This is a genomic window from Candidatus Binataceae bacterium (assembly GCA_035294265.1).
Lineage (GTDB): Bacteria > Desulfobacterota > Binatia > Binatales > Binataceae > DATGLK01.
On record DATGLK010000017.1, the window covers coordinates 1 to 16,559 of the forward strand.

Sequence of the window (16,559 nt, forward strand, 5' to 3'; positions counted from 1 at the left end):
AACCAGCTCCGCGGCGGACTGCACGCCGTGGGCATGGCTGAGCGCCGCGGCAATCGCCTCACGCTCGCGCAAGTTGGGCCACATCGCAACCACCGTACCCAAGGCCATCATCAGACCGCCCAGCCACAGCCAACTCACCAGCGGCGTAAGAAAGACCTCAAAGGTCGCCATCGAGCTTTTGTCATCCACTCCGGCCAGCACCACATACAGGTCGGCGGCCAGGGTGGGGCGAATCGCCACCTGCGTAGCCGGTTGCTGCTCGCGCTTGTAGAACAACTTGGCTGGAGTCAGGGTTGCCAACGCTCGCCCGTTACGGCTTAGCGCCAAATTGGCGGTAAGCCGTTCCATGTGAGCGTTTTCAAAGGATGACAGCCCCTGGTAGGTCAGCTGATAGGGACCAACCGCGAAACTCTGGCCCTGATTGACACTGCGCTTGACTTCGGTCTTAAAGAACGACGAACCGACGATCCCCACGAAGGCCAAAGCCACGCCAACGTGAACGATATAGCCACCGTAACGGCGATTGTTTTTGGCAATCAGATTGGCCAAGGCGCGCGGCGGCGGTTCGTGGACCATTCGGCCGCGGGCACCGACTCCACGCTGGAATTCCATTACCACGGTGGCCAAAGCAAAAGCGGCCAGCGAAAAGGCCACCAGCACATACCAGATGTGAATTCCCAACGCCAAGCTTAGCAAACCTATGCCAAGCCCGAAGACCATTGGCGCAGTGAAGCTCTGCACCAGGTTCTTACGGCTGGCGCGTCGCCAAGCGATTAGCGGCCCTACCCCCATGAGAAAAATCAGGGCTAGCGCCAACGGCCCGTTGACCTTGTTGAAGAAAGGCGGTCCGACGGTGATCTTGACCCCACGCACCGCCTCGGACAGAACCGGGAAAATGGTGCCCCAGAAGACCGCAAAGGCGATTCCGACCAAGACCAAATTGTTGAACAGGAAAGCCGCCTCTCGCGACAGGAAGGACTCGATTTCCGCGGGGCTGCGCAGGGCGGGCAGGCGGCTCACCAGTAACGCGGTGTAACTGACTACAACAACTAACAGGAAACCCAGAAAATAGGGGCCCAACCCGGACTGGGTAAAGGAATGGACCGATGAGATGACCCCACTGCGGGTAATGAAGGTGCCGAAGAGGGTCAGCGCAAAGGCCATTCCGATCAGCACCAGGTTCCACACCTTGAGCATGTCCTTGCGCTCCTGCACCATCACCGAGTGCAGGTAGGCGGTCATCACAAGCCAAGGCATGAAGGCTGCGTTCTCTACCGGATCCCAGGCCCAATAGCCGCCCCAGCCCAAGACTTCGTAAGCCCACCGCGCTCCGAACATGTTGCCCAAAGTGAGGAAGAACCAGGAGAAAATCGCCCAACGCCGGGTACTGCGGATCCAATTGTCATCCAAGCGGCGGGTGATCAGCGCGGCGCAGGCAAAAGCGAAGGGGACCGTGGCGCTGACATAACCGGTGTAGAGCGAAGGCGGATGGATCGCCATCCAGTAGTTTTGCAGCAGCGGATTGAGATCGCGTCCTTGCGCGGCGGCCGGAATCAGCGGATCGAAGGGGCGGGTGATAAAATTGAGCATCCCTAGGAAAAACACCGCCACGCCCGCCATCACGATCAGCACCCAGGGCGCGATCTCGCTGTTGCGCGCGCGATTTTGGAAGGCCACCAGCGCGGTAAACAGCGATAGCAACAGGGTCCAGAACAGCAGTGAGCCCTGCTGGCCGCCCCACAACGCCGTCACTTTGTAAACCGTGGGCAGGGTCGTGCTGGTATAGCTAGCCACGTACTCCAAGCTGAAGTCGCTTTGTAGCAGCGCAGCCCACAGCGTTCCCGCCGCCAGCGCTACCATCGCGGCCATCGCCCACAGCGCGTGTCTTGCGCTGGCCAGCAACTCGGCGCGATTGCGGCGCATTCCCAGCCAATTTGCCCAGATTGAATACAGCGCTAGGAGCAGCGCGAGACCCAGCGCCAGTTTACCTAAAAATGCCATCGCCTTGGGCCCGCCTCAGCTCGGCTTCTTGGGAGTGTATTTGGAAGGGCAACTGGTCAGCACTTGTTCCGCATCGATCGCGCCAGGGCCGGTCAAATGCCCCTCGACGATAACGTCACGCCCTGGCGCAAACATGTCAGGCTTGGGCTCGCCGCGACAGACCACGGCAAAGAGCAGCGGGGCGTGGACGCTAACCGCCTTTATCGCGCCCGCAGCGCTGGCCGTACCGTCGTCGTTGGCGGGAATCGGGCCCATCGCGAAGCGCAGGGTCAAGCTCACGGGATCCCAACTAATGGTGCCGGCTTGCACCCGCCCCGCGACCCGTACCGCCTGTCCCATGAGCTGGGCTTGGCGGGCCTGGGCCTCTGGCACGGTCAAATAATATTCGGAAGTGCTGCGAATGCCCACCACGATCAAATAACCGATCGCGGCTACAATCAGGCCGCCCCCGAGCAGGAAGCGTGGTTTGACGCGCATCGTGCTATATGTCTATCGCAGGTGTCTTATGCTCGCAAGGCGATTTTCCATCCGCTCGCCCGATTGCTGCCAGGGCTTAAACCCGTATCGGTCAGGCTCAGCTTAAGCCAACGTGCGCCCGCTTGGCGCAAGGCCTGAAGGCTTTCACCCGGTTAGTGGAAGATGCCGCAATGGGGGCTTTCCTTGGCGATGGTTGTCGCGGTAATTCACCGGCACGCCGATGCTCACCGGTCCGGCCAAATCCCCGGCCTAGCGCATGGTGCGGTGCATTCGACAAGTCCACAAATAAGGAAGCGATGGCGAGGTCGCCTTCAGCCCGATCGATTTGGTTGGCTATGGCGCCGCCTTCGGCGCTAAGAACGCGCGGCCTGGGCGATCAGCGCCGCGTGTCCCGGGCCCAGTGCGGGAACCAAGGCCGGGAGCAAGCAGGGCGGCACTGCTCGCCTCGTTCAACGTCAACGGGCAGGGAGAGAAAAGCTGCGCCGGGGCGACTCGATTCGGCCGCGAACTTGGTCACCGGCCGCATCAGCGCAACGGTGTCCAGCGTTTGATGGGTTTGCTTGAGGCGCGCGGAACCCGGCACCGCACCACCCAGCGCGACCATCGGCTGGCCTTCGACGTTGACCAACCCGGTTACCAGGTTGCTGCAACCGGGCCCCGAGGTGACGAGTGCGACCACGACACGCCCCGTGAGCCTGCCAATCCCGCCCGCACTAAAGGCGGCATTCTGTTCGTGGCGGCAAACCATCTACTTGGTCGTGGCGTCGTATAACTCATCGAAGACTCGGTCGACTTTGGCCCCCAGGATGCCGAACACATATTCGACCCCCTGAGCTGCCAAATTGCCACCAGCAAACGGGCTCCGGGCTGGGATGGTACCGCAAGGTTCATTTGCGATGCTCCTGTTCGGCGTAGGCCAGGGCCGCGCTGGGGTCGCGGCTGAAATCCGCCTTGATGAAGTCTGCGGTCTCGGGCAGCGCGACGGTCAGGCCCGTCACCCGTTGGCACTTCAGCTCCAAGGCGCCGCTCGAGCATTCCAACAGATGGCCGCCGCGGCCGCGCTCGCGATCAACAAAATGCAGATGATAGCCGGGAACGTTGAGCGTTTTGGTGTATTGCGGGGCCCAAAAACCGACCAGCGTTCCTTCCACCGGACCGAATTCGAATTCCGGCTGATGGGCCGCCGCTTCGGCCAGCGGCACGCCCTCTTCGCTGCGACACATCGCGCGCGTGTGCACGCGCTCGAAGCGGCCGTCGGCGCGCAAGGCAAAAAAGAAGTTGGGCGAATCGCGCAAACTATCGAAAGCCGCCGTCAATTCGGTCAGGCTGGCGCAGCGGGCCAGCGCGGCCTCATGGTCGGGGGCGAAATCGGTCACCACGGCAAACGGACTAAGCATGTCGTCGGCGGCGCGGCTCACCGTGCCGTCGGCGCGCACCTGGTAGAACTCCCCGTCAACCACCACCATCTCACCGTCCAGATGGTCGAACGTGCCCAGGCCTAGGTTGCCATGCTCGCGCAACTTGCCTACGCGCACCGCGCCCTGATAGACCCCCTCGACCAGCGCGCTGGAGGTCGAAACCTGGAAGATGGTGGCATGATTGACCTCCAGGAATTGGGCCACCGCGTGCGCCACCAAATGGGAAACCGGCTCACCGTCACGACAGGCCCGTTCATTGAGCGCATGCCACAGGCTATCGGGTAATCTGCAACTCAAGTGCGCCATAATTTGTTTCGAATTTTGCTGTTGTCGGGGAAAGACTACGCAGAGCCGGCCGCCCAGGGCAGACCGCCAGACCAAAAAAGCAATATGCGGCAACCCCTGACCTGCGGCTTATAGTTGACCAACCCCCACGCACGCGCCAGCAATCCGCGAGAAAATTCGTTAGGTGGTTCCTTCCACACATTGATACCACGGACTACTTCGTCATGAAGCGCCCGAGCATTGTTGAAGTAGCCATCCAAGGTCCTTCGCTCCTGGACGGTATAGGAAAGCAGCACGAAATCGGCACGCTCACAGAGCAGCGCGAGCGCGCCCGCTACATCTTGGCAGTAGTAGAGCGTCTCGGTACACACGGCGAGGTCGAAATGCTCGGCTAGGGCCAACGACTCCAGGCTGGAGGTGATAACCTCAGCGGCCGGCGCACGTGCCGCCGCTCGAGCCACCGCGGCGGGGGCGGCGTCGATTGCCGCAACGCGCTGGGCGATGGTTGTAAGCGGCGCGGTCATATGCCCTTCCGCGCAGCCGACCTCCAGAATCGAACGATGCGGCACCTTGAGGCAGGCCGCCACGGTCCGTTCTAATCTTTTGCGTTCGAAGGAATCGGTGGCGAACCGCCAGGGATCCTCGCGGGCGCTTAGGAGCTGCTCCAAGGCCTGGTAGTTGGCTTGGTATCGCGGTGGTTCGTGCTTCATCCGCTAGGGCAAATCGGCGGCTGCTATTGTTGGCTTAAGCCCCCGCCGGTTGTCTACGCCGCGATCATCATCCCGCTCAAGGCACCGCAGATTCGCCATGCGGTATCATCCAACCCTGCAAGGGTGTAGCGAGTAACGCCGCGGCGGCGCACGCAGCAGCCAGCGCGGCGTGCGCGCCGCCACCAAGCGCACCCAACGGCAGCCCTGGCCGACCCGTCGTGGCGCTCAGGAATGCTTGGGCGCGCCGCTGGCCGCCTGCTTGGCCGGCTTGGCCGGCACAGGCGCGGGCAGCGCGCTTATCGCCTGCAGGCCGGAGATGCCATTATCGAGGTCGCGATAGGAGGCCTCGTAAAGTCCATAGACTGTGGGCTCCTGGCTCGACATCGCATAATAGTCAATGCGTTGGGTAGGGTTGATAACCTTGTTGTCCTCATGCCGTTCGAGCTTGGCGAATTTGACCCAACCCAGGGACTTGTTGCCCTGACCATAAAGCGTAATTTGCTGACCTGGCGCGGCGAGCCCGAACTTGCTCAAGTCGGTGGGCGAGTCCTGTGCAATCTGGTCGCCCTTGATCGTGCGCAGATGATCCATGAACTGCTCGACCTTGACCGGATCGGCCAGCGCCTTGATGCTGCCGCCGTTGCTCTCGACGTACCATTTGCCCGCTGGCTTGCGCACTACGTTGAAGGTATTGCCGTTCTGAGTCACCTGGATGCGCTCGACATCGGAGGGCTCGAAGGCGAGCACCGTTTTGTCGCGCAGATCGTTCAAATCCTTGTCGAGGTCGGCAAACATCCAACTGTTGATCGAGTAAACCGCGGGCGCGCCGTCACGCTGAACGTAGAAGCCTTCCTTGCCCACGCTCATGATTTGACCGCCCACGTCGAGCACCAATGGTTTGCCCGAATCGCGGTAGATGGTCACTGTGATCTTAGGTTGGACCAACCCGTATTTGGCCAGGTCCGTAGGATGGTCGTTGACGAACTCGTTGATGCGCGAGTTGGAAAGCGAATTGAGAAAATCGCGCACCGCCCGCTGATCGGCCGAAAAGCGCGCGGGCTTAACGATCGCCCACTGTCCAGCCTGCTTATCCACTTCGATCGCGGGAGAATTGGGACGCTGAATCACAAACCGCTTGACGTCGTCTGAGCTGAAGCTGAGCAAGGTATGGTCGCGCAGGTCGTTGGCCGTGCGCTTGGTGCCGGGGCCGAAGGCGGCGGCCGTAATCATCACCGCCGGCCGGGCGCTGGTCTTGATATAGACGTTGTAACCCACCGGCGTGGTCTTGCCCACTTCGATCGCCGGCAGCGCGCCAGCTTTGGTCGCCGCGATGATCGTGGCCTGAGGTTGGGCCAAGCCAAAAGGCGCTAGGCTGGCCGGGTGTTCATCGACGGTCCGCTCGATTTGGCATTGGGCGATCTCCTGGGCCAGGGTTTGCACGGCGTCATTGTCGGCTGGCGCCGACACTGGCTTGACCAGTTGCCATTTGCCGGCCTCGCGCACCAGATCGATTTCGGCGTTGGGATACTTAAGGGTCAACCGCGTGAGCGCGTCGGGCTTGACATTGAACAAATAATGAGTGGGCGCCACCGTGGTACGCGAATGGGTGAAGTAAATGACCCCGCCCACCACCAGCAGGGCCACGAAGGCAATGATCGTGTTACGAATCGGCATGACTGTAATTAACTGCCAGCACCGGTCAGTTGCGCCGCTCCCACCACACCGCAATGCCAGCGATGAGGAGCAATTCGGGCAGCAACAGCACGGAAAGCGCAAACACCACGCTGAACTGGGCCACGGTCAGGCGGAAGCTGGAGGAGTGCAGAGTGCGCGGCCGAATTGAGATCGACTTACTTTCGCCCGCCAACCAGTCGGCGGAGTTCATGACAAAGTCGCGATTATAGAATTGGTCGAAGTACTGATTGTTGGCCAGATCGGTACTGCCCAACACTACCATGCGCGACTCCCCGCTCTTGGCGTAACCCAAGGCCTCCAGAAAGGCCTCCACCGAGCTCGCCACGGTAATCGGACCCTTGGTATCGTGAGCATCCAATTTCGCGATCTGTTTTTTATACAGATCCGACAGATCAGTCTCGGCCCACGAGGTCGTGCTGGTACGCGCCACCGGAAGCACCGTCAAGCCGGCCTTACCCGGCATCGGCATGACCGAGCGGGTTTCTGGAAACACCACACGCTTAGTAAAATTGTGAGTGATAGGCGAGTCGGGATAATCATCGACCATTGGATTGAGCCCCAGCGCCGGTCCGGCGAACAACCGCAGCACTTGGTCAACCACAATATCGTTGCCGACCTTGATCTCCCATTCCTTGCCCAACAGCGCGACCAGGCCCGCCTCGGGGTCGGTCAGATCGGGTCCGACCGGACGCAACATCACCAAGGCGCTGCCGCCGCGCTTGAGATAGCCGTCAAAGGCGTCAATAACGTGCTGGGACATCACACGGGTGGGGCCAGCCACAATCAGGATGGAACAATCCTTGGGTACCTCGGCGCGGGTGGCTAGGAAGACCTTCTTGACCTGGTAGCCCTCGCCCTCCAAAGCCTGCCTGAAATCGGACATCCCTTCCTGGCTCTTGCTGTCATCGGGGTCCGCTTCCCCTTCGCCGTCCAGAAAGTAAGCAATTTTGGTACCGCCCCGCGTCAGCTTGAGGATAGCGTTGGTCAGGTTCTCCTCACTTAGCTCGGTCACATTAGTGCCGTGAGCCGGATTGTCGTCGCCATACTGAACGCGGGTGGTATTCATCAGGCTTACGTGGTAGCGCTCGGCCAACTCAGGATGGCGGTCCGGATCGATGAGCTGGTAGGACACCTGCGGTGAGACGTACTGATAGGCTTCGTACTCCTGCTGGGCCTGAGGATTGGTGCCCCCCTGGAAGAAGCCATAGAACTTAATCGGACGCTTGAGCGACTGGACGATCTGAATGGATTGAGGCGAGAGGCTGTAGATTTTCTCCTGGGTAGTGTCAAAGCGCCGGTTGTACTGACTAGCCAGATAGTTGACCCCAATCAGCAAGGCGATGAAGATGACGGAATAGATGGAAGCGTTTGCGCCATACTTGGTGGTCCGGCTGCCGATCGCGCTGCCCAGACTCTCGCGACTGACGTTGGTAGCCCACAGCACCAAGGCGAAGGCCCCCGCAACCACGTTTAACATGACGAAGAGATGGAAGCCGGAGGCAATGAAATAATCCAGCACCCCGAAGGCCAGCAGAACCAGACCGATGATGCCGGCTAAAGCCGCACTTCTTTGCATAACAAAGACCCCGCCCCTCAGCGCCAGCGCGCCGACTCGACCGCGCGCTGGGTCAAGAATAGCGCCACCGCCATTAGACTGAGAAAGTAGATAATATCCTTGGTGTCGATCAGGCCATTGACCATGTTGGTGAAGTGGCCGGGCAGGGCCAAGTAGCCGAGCAACGCGCTGACCGTGGTGCTGCCGCCAATTTCCGCCGGCCAGGAGATGACGAACAACAGTAGCAACGCCCCCAGGCAGCTAATCGCCGCAATAATCTGATTCTGCGTTAGCGAGCTGGTGAACAGGCCCACCGAGGCAAAGGCCACCCCCAAAAACGCCAAGCCCAGGTAGCCCGAGGCGATGATCCCGATCTCGGGGTTGCCGAACAGGACCAGGATGAGGGGGAAAATCGCCGTCAGCAGCACCATCACCAGGATCATAACCATCGCCGCGATGAATTTGCCGGCCACTACCTCTCCGGTTCGCACTGGCGAGGTAAGCAGCAGTTCGTAGGTACCGATACGCTTTTCCTCAGCGAAGCTGCGCATGGTGAGCGCCGGCACCAGTAACACCAGCACAATCGCCAGGTTGTGCAGCAGCGGCTGGATTACCAACTGATTTAGGTTGAGTTGAGCCAGCGCGCGGGGGTTTTGCATCGCCAGGTACATTTCCTGGATCACGTCAAAGCGCCGCAGCAGGGCGAAAAAGAACCACCCGCCCAACAGCAGAAAAACCGTCATCACCACGTAGGCCACGGGTTGCACGAAATAGGCCTGCAACTCGCGATTGGCGATCAATAGAGCATTCTTCATGGTGTCGCGCTCCGTCCGGCCTCGACCTCTTCCAATTCCTCTTCGGCATCGGCGTCCTCATGTTCACGGTCGCCGGCAATAGCCTTGAGGAATTCATCCTCCAGCGGTCCGGGCAGATCGGCGATCGCCTGCTCCTTGACCACCCGGCCGTGGTTGATAATCACGACTTTTTCACAGATCTGAGAGACTTCGGGCAGGATATGCGTGGACAGCACGATGGTATGGTCGCCGGCCAGATCGCGAATCACGCTACGGATTTCGCGGATCTGGCGGGGATCCAGGCCGATAGTTGGCTCGTCCATCACCAACACCGGCGGGTTGTGGATCAAGGCCCCGGCCAGGCCCACCCGCTGGCGGTAGCCTTTGGAGAGTTGGCCGCAGATGCGATGGCGCACCTCAGTCAGGCCGCACATCTGCACCGCGTGATCCAGGGCACCGTCAATGGCGTCGCGACCCACACCTTTGAGCCGGCCCACGAAGCGCAAATAGCTCTCTACTCTCATCTCGAGGTACAGCGGCGGATTTTCGGGCAAATAGCCGATCAGCCGACGTGCTTGTAACGAGTGTGAAAAAATGTCTAGGCCATCGATCAGAACCGTCCCCGAACTGGCCGGCATGAAGCCAGTGATAATCCGCATGGTCGTGGTCTTACCCGCGCCATTGGGTCCGAGGAAGCCCAGAATTTGCCCTTTCTCGGCCTTGAAGGAGACATCTTTGATGGCAACAAAGTTGCCATACAACTTGGTAAGCTGCTTGACCTCAATCATCCAATTGTGCGCTCCGGTGGCTGCACTCTGACCTAGTTCGCGCGCGGTTGAGTCACGGTTTGCACGGAGGAATCAGCTTCGCTCCGCCCCACCCCCAAATTCCCACTCTTCTGGCTCCGGCGGGATAGCGGAGGAGAACAATACAGCTCCCATTCCTCTACAAACGCCGCATCACATACCTGAATAAACCTATGGACGCCGCGCCGTCCCCTTTATTCATGGGGAACCAAAACAACCCAATCAGTTAATCACCGTGGCTCCCACTGTCAATACGACCCCAGCGGCGCGAGCGCGGGCAGCGCACGGGCTGGCTTCGGCACAGGCGGTTTTGTTAGCCTCGCCACAATGAGCGAAGCCCGCCCCATCTTGTACCTGGTCGATGGCTCCGGCTACATCTTTCGCGCCTTTCATGCGCTACCGCCGCTTAATAACTCGCGCGGCTTGCCCACCAACGCGATATACGGATTTTTGCGCATGCTGCTCAAGCTGCTCAAGGATACCCGTCCGCGTTACCTGGCGATCGTTTTCGATGCTCCGGCGCGGACCTTCCGCGACGATCTGTTCGAGAATTACAAAGCCAATCGCGCCGCTCCAGCAAGCGACCTCCAGGTACAGTTTCCGTATATCTATCGTCTGGTCGATGCGTTTGGGATTACACGCATCATCCGCGAAGGGTACGAGGCCGACGACGTGATCGGGACCCTGGCCCTGCGCGCGCTGCGTCAGCACTTCGAGGTCGTGATTCTGACCGGCGACAAGGATTTCATGCAATTGGTCCGCCCCCATCTGAGCCTGTGGGATACCATGCGCGAGCGGCGAGTGGGACCGCGCGAGGTGGTCGAGCGCACCGGGGTAGAGCCCAGTTCGGTGGTCGATCTGATGGCGCTGACTGGCGACCCTATCGATAACGTCCGCGGCTTGCCCGGGGTCGGCGACAAGACCGCCGCCGCCCTCCTCAACCAATTCGGCTCCCTGGATCAGATCCTGGCCAATCCGGCGGCGGTGGCCCAAAGCGCCATCCGCGGAAGTAAAAAACTTGCCCAGCTTATTGCCGACCATCGCGGCGAGCTGGAGCTCTCCCGCAAGCTGGTGCGGATCGACACCGCGGTGCCCATCGATCTGCACCCCGAGAGCTTCACCTACGCCGGTATCGATGAGCCGGCCACAATCGCCCTGCTACGCGAGCTGGAATTCACTTCAGTGCTGGCTGAGCTGGGTTTGGAACAAGGCCGCGCGCCCGCGGCCCCAGTTCACCAACTGACGCTCGGCCCCGGTGAAATCCAAGTAGCGGCAACCCGCCTGGCCGGTGCCCGCGGCTTGGCTCTGCACCTGCAATCCGAGCAGATCCAAGTCAAGGCGCTCGATGAAGACGCTGTACTGGTAGTCGAGCAGGCCAATTGGGGTGACCTGCGCGAGTTACTTGGAGCCTCGGGTCCGCCGCGCGCCTGTCATGATTACAAGGCTCATCTGCGCGCCTTGCACGAGCGCGGTCTTGGCCTGGGAGGCGTCGCGTTCGATACCATGCTGGCGGGTTTTTTGATCAATCCGGGGCGAGCCGAACCCAGCCTAGAAGATCTCTATCACGAGCACTTGGCGGCGCCAGGCGCCATTATGGCGAAATCGGCGACGGAAATCGTAGCCGCGCTCTGGCCGGTGCTGGAGGCTCGCCTGCGCGCCGACGGTTTAGGCGACGTATTCGCCCAAGTCGAGCTACCTCTGGCCGCGGTATTGGCGGAGATGGAAGAGGTGGGGGTCGGGATCGACGTTCAAGCGCTGACCGCGCTAGGAATGGAATTCAGCGAGCAGCTCCATCGCCTGGAGAGCGAATGCAGCAGGCTTGCGGGCCATCCCTTCAATCTTAATTCGCCAAATCAATTGCGTGAGGTCCTCTTTAATGACCTGAAGCTTCCCACCAAGGGACTTAAAAAGACCAAAAGCGGCTATTCCACCGACGTCGATGTGCTGACCAAACTTGCCGCGCTCCATGAACTACCGCGCAAGCTGCTGGAATATCGAACCATTGCCAAGCTGAAGTCGACTTATGTGGATGCTCTACCGGCGGCAGTTGACCGCGGCGGGCGCTTGCACTCCTCGTTTCACCAAGCTCTCACCGCCACCGGGCGGCTGAGCTCCACAGACCCTAATCTCCAGAATATTCCCACGCGCAGCGCCGAGGGACGGCGCATTCGGCGGGCTTTCGTGGCACGCCCGGGTGCGCTCTTGCTCTCGGCCGATTATTCCCAGATAGAGCTGCGTATCCTAGCCCATCTCTCGGCCGATCCCACCTTGGTGGAGGCTTTTGTCAGGGGCGAGGACATCCATCAACGAACCGCAGTGGAATTGTTGGGAGTCAGCCCGGACGCAGTCGATTCGGAAGCCCGCAGGCTCGCCAAGGTTATCAATTTTGGGATTATCTATGGCATGGGACCACAGCGTTTGGCCGGTGAGCTGGCGATTGCGTTGGAGCAGGCCGCTAGCTACATCAAGGCTTATTTCGCGCGGCTGCCCGGGGTCAGCGCCTGGTTTGAAAATTGCTTAGCGCAGGCGCGGGCGCGCGGTTACGTGGCCACGCTGCTGGGGCGACGCCGCTATTTGCCCGAGCTTAATTCGCCGCAAGGGGGCGCACGGGCTCAGGCCGAGCGCATCGCCATCAACACCCCCATTCAGGGCACCGCCGCCGATTTGATAAAGATGGCGATGGTGCGGCTGCAAGGGAAGCTGGCGGCCCAGGCCCCGGGCGCTCAAATGGTGTTACAAGTTCACGACGAATTGCTGTTCGAAGTGCCTCAAGCACAATTGAATACGGCAGCGGCGCTGGCGCGGGCCGAGATGGAACAGGTGGCCGAGTTGGCGGTACCACTACGGGTAGAACTCAAGGCCGGACCCAATTGGGCCGACCTCAGCCCGCTAAGCCCGTGAATGTAACCGGCCGCTCCTTCGTCTACTTCCCTTGAGAAGCGCGCTCAAACCCGATGACGAGGAGCGGCAGCTCATCAAGCGTGCCGCCGCGGGCCAGCGTGAGGCCTTTGGGATATTGGTGGAGCGTTACCAGCGCCGCGTGATATCGGTAGCAAGGGCTCTGGTACACAACCCGGAGGACGCGATAGAACTGGGGCAGGAGACTTTCATACGCGCTTTTCAGAACTTGTCACGGTTCGAGGCGCGCTCCAGTTTTGCCACTTGGCTTTATCGCATCGCCGCTAACTTGGCGATCGATTGGCGCCGGCGCGAGGGACGCCACCTGGTGATGCATGGTGAAGAAGCGCAAGCGGAATTGGAACGAGTACCTGCGCCGCAGCCCGACGCATTCACAACTACGGCGCGCGGGGAGTTAGGAGCCAAATTGAATCAGGCTTTGGATGAGTTGACCCCGGACCATCGCGCGGTGATACTTTTACGCGAAGTCGACGGTCTTAGTTACGACGAGATTAGCGACATCCTAGGTTGTCCCAAGGGCACCGTGATGAGCCGCTTGCATTATGCCCGCAACCGGCTGCGCGAGTTGCTGAAAGACGTGCGAGTAAACTGAGAAAGCCTTGGATCGCTGCGATTTCATAAACCCCTTGCTCTCCGCCTACCACGACGGAGAGTTGGCCGAAGCCGAGTCCACGCTGGTGAAAACCCATGTGGTGGACTGCCCCTCATGCAGCCAGGAGCTGCTGGACTTGGGGCTGGTCGGCCACGAGCTGCGCCAGCTACTGGCGCCGCCCGAGCTACCCGACTTTACCGCCGCCGTGATGGCGCGATTGCCCGCACACCCCCCGCGACGCGCGTGGCTTGGGCGCGTGCGCCCGCCAGAGTGGTCCGCGGGCTGGATGGCGGGCTTAAGTTTCGCCTCGGCCGCGCTGGCGGTGGGCGCTTGGATCATCCTGTTGATGGGTGGCCGGGCCAGTCATGCGATGCACGCAACGAGCTCCAATTTTGCCGCTGCCGCACAGCCGGCTATTAGCCAGCCCCAGACGGTGGCCGCCACCGACCAGGACAGCCAGGCTTACATCTCACGCCTGGAAACCAAGGCGCCCTCGGTGGCAGTCTGGAGTGAGCCGGAGAACAAAACCACGGTGATATGGTTGCCGGATGAGGATTCGGGCGATAACTGAACGGGCAACCCGAACCGCCGGCTTGAGCATGGTGCTGCTGGTCACCCTGGCGGTGAGCGCGGCCGCGCAGCACTCGGCGGGGGCGGTCGAAGTAAGGATCAACTCGGTCCTAGCCTCCGACACCAACAAGGGTTGCGATGCCAGCCTACGTGCTCTCCAACGCCATCTGGAACGGCTATTCCACTTCACCACCTATCATTTGGTCAGCCACCAGGATCGTCAGACCCGGTTCGGTCAGTTGGTGGAATTCGACCTGCCCGGGGGGCGCATTTTGCAAATCGAACCGATCGATCGCGACGGTGACATGATCCACCTGGAGGTGACGCTGTTTGAAGGCGACCAGCCGCTGATGACTACCGATTTCAAAATTATCAGCGGTGGGGTGCTGTTGGTGGGCGGGCCGCGCTATGAGCAGGGGGCGTTAATTATTTCGATCGAGCCGCTGGCCGTGGACGAGCCCTCCATTCCCACTCAACCGGTGGCTAGACCTGCCAACTGAGGCGGGTTAACATTTTTCTCCATCCGTTCTGGGCTGCATTTTCGCCCTCGCGCTTCCTCGGCCCGGATAGGTTCCAGCGCTGTTCAAGAGAGTAGCTTGCCGTTTGCAACGCAGCCGCTTAACTTACCAATCGGACTAATGGCTACTTGGTAGAGAACACCGATTCGATGGAACAACGCATCCTGGTCGCCGAAGACGACAGCGCCACGCGCGAGGCTTGGAGCGAGCTGCTGCTCTCCTGGGGATTCGTGGTGGATACCGCCGCCGACGGTCAGCAGGCCCTGGAGGCCGCGCTCGCTCACCATCCGAGCGTGATCCTGTCGGATCTGAAAATGCCGCGTAAAGACGGCATTACGCTGTTGCGCGAGCTGCGCGAGGCGGGCGAGGAGAGCGCGGTGGTGATGATCTCGGGCGAGGGCGAAATTCAGGATGCGGTCCAGGCGATCAAACTGGGGGCCTATGACTATCTGACCAAGCCCGTCGATCCGGGCCACCTGCGTGTGATGCTGGGCAATTTGTTCGATCATCTGGCGGTGCGCCAGGAAAACGACCGCCTGCGCCGTCGCCTGCTGGGCGCGGGCGAGTTGGGTGCGATGGTGGGCGCGGCCCCCTCCATGCGCCGGGTTCTGCACCTAATCGATCAGGTGGCGCCTACCGAGGCTTCGGTAATTGTGATCGGGGAGAGCGGGACCGGCAAAGAAATGGTCGCGCGCACCATCCACGCCCTCTCCAAGCGCGCCAAGGGACCCTACATCGCGGTCAATTGCGCGGCGATACCGGACACCCTGATGGAAAGCGAGCTCTTCGGCCACGAGCGTGGCGCCTTCACCGGCGCCGACAGGCGGCGCGAGGGGTATTTCGAGCTAGCCGAGGGTGGCACCCTGTTACTGGACGAGATCACTGAGATGAAGCCGGAGTTGCAGGCCAAGTTGCTGCGAGTGCTCGAAGAGCGCCGCCTGCGGCGGCTGGGTGGCAGCGCCGAGATTCCGATCGATGTACGGGTGCTGGCCGCCTCCAACCGACCGCTGGAGCGGGCCTTGCGCGAGGAGCGCTTGCGCGAGGATCTCTACTATCGGCTTAACGTCTTCTCTGTCGAGCTGCCGCCTTTGCGCGAGCGGCGTGAGGATATTCCCGCCCTGGTTGAATATTTCATCGAGCAGTTTCGCAATTCCGGCGCCAAGCCGATCCAGGGGGCCGACGAGCAATTCATCGAGGCGCTGCGCAACCATCCCTGGCCCGGCAACGTACGCCAGTTGCGCAACGTCATCGAGCGCGCCGCCATCGTGAGCCAAAAACCCTTACTCGGGATAGCCGACCTACCACCCGATTTTCGCCCGCGCCAGAGCGATGGCAACTTCCAGGTCCGGCTGGGCAGCAGCTTGGACGAACTGGAGCGCGAGCTTATCTTCCGCACCATCGATTACGCTGGCGGTAACAAGACCAAGGCCGCCGAGATTTTGGGCGTAAGTCTCAAGACCCTCTACAATCGTTTGGAGCGCTACGAGCAAAAGGAACCGGTAGGCGGCAAGTAGGGCGGCCATCGTGGGCTTGCGCGCAAAACTGGTTTGGACCTTCGTCTGTTTGCTGACTTTGGCAATCGCTCTGCTCAGCTTGGCCTACCTCGATTGGAACCTCAAGCTGATGGCGCGCGCCTTGATTGGTTCGGGCGATCGGATCAGCAAAGAAACCTTCGAGCAAGTCCGGATGGCGCTCTCCTTGGCGCCCAACGATCCGCAAACCGCGCTTCAATCCGACCCTGGGTTGCGGGCCGAAATGCGCTCAGCCTTGGCCTTCGAGGATTACGCGGTCTTCATTCGGGTGGTGGGGGTCGACGGCCAACTGCTAGCCAGCGCTGACGACACCCCACCCTCCAGCACGCCGCCGCCCCCCATTTTCAAGCTTGACGACCTCAGCCGCTCCACTATACCCGTTGGTCTATTGCGCGCCCTGTGGTCCGGCCAGACCTACGAAATGGCCCGCCCAGTGGACATCAACGGCGTGCCCTTTGCGGTAATCGAAGTTGGCGTCTCCACTGCCCTGATCGCCACCGAAGTGCACTCGCTGCTGTGGACGGTGGCGGCCATCGCACTGCTGGCAATGTTGCTGACCGTAATCGCCGCCCTGCTGGCGGGCAATTTTCTGCTCCACCCAGTACTAGCCATTACCAGCGGCGTGGAACAACTGGCCGCGGGCAACGCCGATGTCAGTCTGGCGGTCAGCGGCGGCGACGAACTCAG

At 60.9% G+C, this 16,559-nt stretch carries 15 protein-coding genes; 6 read left to right on the forward strand and 9 right to left on the reverse strand.

Going from position 1 to position 16,559, the window contains the following annotated elements:
- The 9 genes from VKV28_02970 to VKV28_03010 form a co-directional block, all read right to left on the reverse strand.
- A partial coding sequence (locus tag VKV28_02970) for a heme lyase CcmF/NrfE family subunit (GenBank protein HLH75747.1) occupies window positions 1-2,001 on the reverse strand: 2,001 nt, incomplete at its 3' end.
- A gap of 15 nt (window positions 2,002-2,016) precedes the next feature.
- A complete protein-coding gene (locus tag VKV28_02975) occupies window positions 2,017-2,478 on the reverse strand; it encodes a cytochrome c maturation protein CcmE (protein HLH75748.1) in 462 nt (153 codons plus the stop codon).
- A 376-nt stretch (window positions 2,479-2,854) separates the two neighbouring features.
- Window positions 2,855-3,226 (reverse strand): thiamine pyrophosphate-binding protein, encoded by a 372-nt coding sequence (locus VKV28_02980; GenBank protein ID HLH75749.1) that lies wholly within the window; start codon window positions 3,224-3,226, stop codon window positions 2,855-2,857.
- A 139-nt stretch (window positions 3,227-3,365) separates the two neighbouring features.
- Window positions 3,366-4,202 carry an acetolactate decarboxylase gene (budA, locus tag VKV28_02985; protein HLH75750.1) on the reverse strand — a complete coding sequence of 279 codons (837 nt, stop codon included), beginning with the start codon at window positions 4,200-4,202 and terminating at the stop codon, window positions 3,366-3,368.
- 35 nt (window positions 4,203-4,237) lie between these two features.
- Entirely contained in the window at window positions 4,238-4,891 is a 654-nt protein-coding gene (locus VKV28_02990; GenBank protein ID HLH75751.1) for an SAM-dependent methyltransferase, read from the reverse strand.
- 225 nt (window positions 4,892-5,116) lie between these two features.
- Complete coding sequence (locus VKV28_02995; GenBank protein ID HLH75752.1) at window positions 5,117-6,565, reverse strand: DUF4340 domain-containing protein; 1,449 nt, start codon at window positions 6,563-6,565, stop codon at window positions 5,117-5,119.
- A gap of 25 nt (window positions 6,566-6,590) precedes the next feature.
- Window positions 6,591-8,162, reverse strand: a complete 1,572-nt coding sequence (locus tag VKV28_03000) for a GldG family protein (protein ID HLH75753.1) — start codon at window positions 8,160-8,162, stop codon at window positions 6,591-6,593.
- 17 nt (window positions 8,163-8,179) lie between these two features.
- Window positions 8,180-8,956, reverse strand: coding sequence for an ABC transporter permease (locus tag VKV28_03005; GenBank protein HLH75754.1), 777 nt, complete (start codon window positions 8,954-8,956; stop codon window positions 8,180-8,182).
- Entirely contained in the window at window positions 8,953-9,723 is a 771-nt protein-coding gene (locus VKV28_03010; protein HLH75755.1) for an ATP-binding cassette domain-containing protein, read from the reverse strand. The genes VKV28_03005 and VKV28_03010 overlap by 4 nt, the downstream gene beginning before the upstream one ends.
- Before the next feature lie 345 nt (window positions 9,724-10,068).
- Here VKV28_03010 and polA point away from each other — a divergent pair, with 345 nt between their 5' ends.
- The 6 genes from polA to VKV28_03040 all read left to right on the forward strand — a co-directional run.
- Complete coding sequence (polA, locus tag VKV28_03015; protein ID HLH75756.1) at window positions 10,069-12,642, forward strand: DNA polymerase I; 2,574 nt, start codon at window positions 10,069-10,071, stop codon at window positions 12,640-12,642.
- Between the two features lie 31 nt (window positions 12,643-12,673).
- A complete protein-coding gene (locus tag VKV28_03020; GenBank protein HLH75757.1) occupies window positions 12,674-13,252 on the forward strand; it encodes a sigma-70 family RNA polymerase sigma factor in 579 nt (192 codons plus the stop codon).
- 7 nt (window positions 13,253-13,259) lie between these two features.
- On the forward strand, window positions 13,260-13,823 hold the full coding sequence (locus tag VKV28_03025) for a zf-HC2 domain-containing protein (GenBank protein ID HLH75758.1): 564 nt from the start codon (window positions 13,260-13,262) through the stop codon (window positions 13,821-13,823).
- Window positions 13,801-14,322, forward strand: a complete 522-nt coding sequence (locus tag VKV28_03030) for a hypothetical protein (protein ID HLH75759.1) — start codon at window positions 13,801-13,803, stop codon at window positions 14,320-14,322. Before VKV28_03025 ends, VKV28_03030 begins: the two co-directional genes overlap by 23 nt.
- Window positions 14,323-14,489: 167 nt before the next feature.
- Window positions 14,490-15,854, forward strand: coding sequence for a sigma-54 dependent transcriptional regulator (locus VKV28_03035; GenBank protein ID HLH75760.1), 1,365 nt, complete (start codon window positions 14,490-14,492; stop codon window positions 15,852-15,854).
- A 10-nt stretch (window positions 15,855-15,864) separates the two neighbouring features.
- Window positions 15,865-16,559, forward strand: a 695-nt coding sequence (locus VKV28_03040; protein HLH75761.1) for a hypothetical protein, incomplete at its 3' end; no start/stop codon positions are given.

What these genes read in the sequence shown, in the direction of transcription:
- VKV28_02975 (HLH75748.1), bottom strand. Translation starts at nt 2,478, where the DNA reads ATGCGCGTCAAACCACGCTTCCTGCTCGGGGGCGGCCTGATTGTAGCC.
- VKV28_02980 (HLH75749.1), bottom strand. Translation starts at nt 3,226, where the DNA reads ATGGTTTGCCGCCACGAACAGAATGCCGCCTTTAGTGCGGGCGGGATT.
- budA (HLH75750.1), bottom strand. Translation starts at nt 4,202, where the DNA reads ATGGCGCACTTGAGTTGCAGATTACCCGATAGCCTGTGGCATGCGCTC.
- VKV28_02990 (HLH75751.1), bottom strand. Translation starts at nt 4,891, where the DNA reads ATGAAGCACGAACCACCGCGATACCAAGCCAACTACCAGGCCTTGGAG.
- VKV28_02995 (HLH75752.1), bottom strand. Translation starts at nt 6,565, where the DNA reads ATGCCGATTCGTAACACGATCATTGCCTTCGTGGCCCTGCTGGTGGTG.
- VKV28_03000 (HLH75753.1), bottom strand. Translation starts at nt 8,162, where the DNA reads ATGCAAAGAAGTGCGGCTTTAGCCGGCATCATCGGTCTGGTTCTGCTG.
- VKV28_03005 (HLH75754.1), bottom strand. Translation starts at nt 8,956, where the DNA reads ATGAAGAATGCTCTATTGATCGCCAATCGCGAGTTGCAGGCCTATTTC.
- VKV28_03010 (HLH75755.1), bottom strand. Translation starts at nt 9,723, where the DNA reads ATGATTGAGGTCAAGCAGCTTACCAAGTTGTATGGCAACTTTGTTGCC.
- polA (HLH75756.1), top strand. Translation starts at nt 10,069, where the DNA reads ATGAGCGAAGCCCGCCCCATCTTGTACCTGGTCGATGGCTCCGGCTAC.
- VKV28_03030 (HLH75759.1), top strand. Translation starts at nt 13,801, where the DNA reads ATGAGGATTCGGGCGATAACTGAACGGGCAACCCGAACCGCCGGCTTG.
- VKV28_03035 (HLH75760.1), top strand. Translation starts at nt 14,490, where the DNA reads ATGGAACAACGCATCCTGGTCGCCGAAGACGACAGCGCCACGCGCGAG.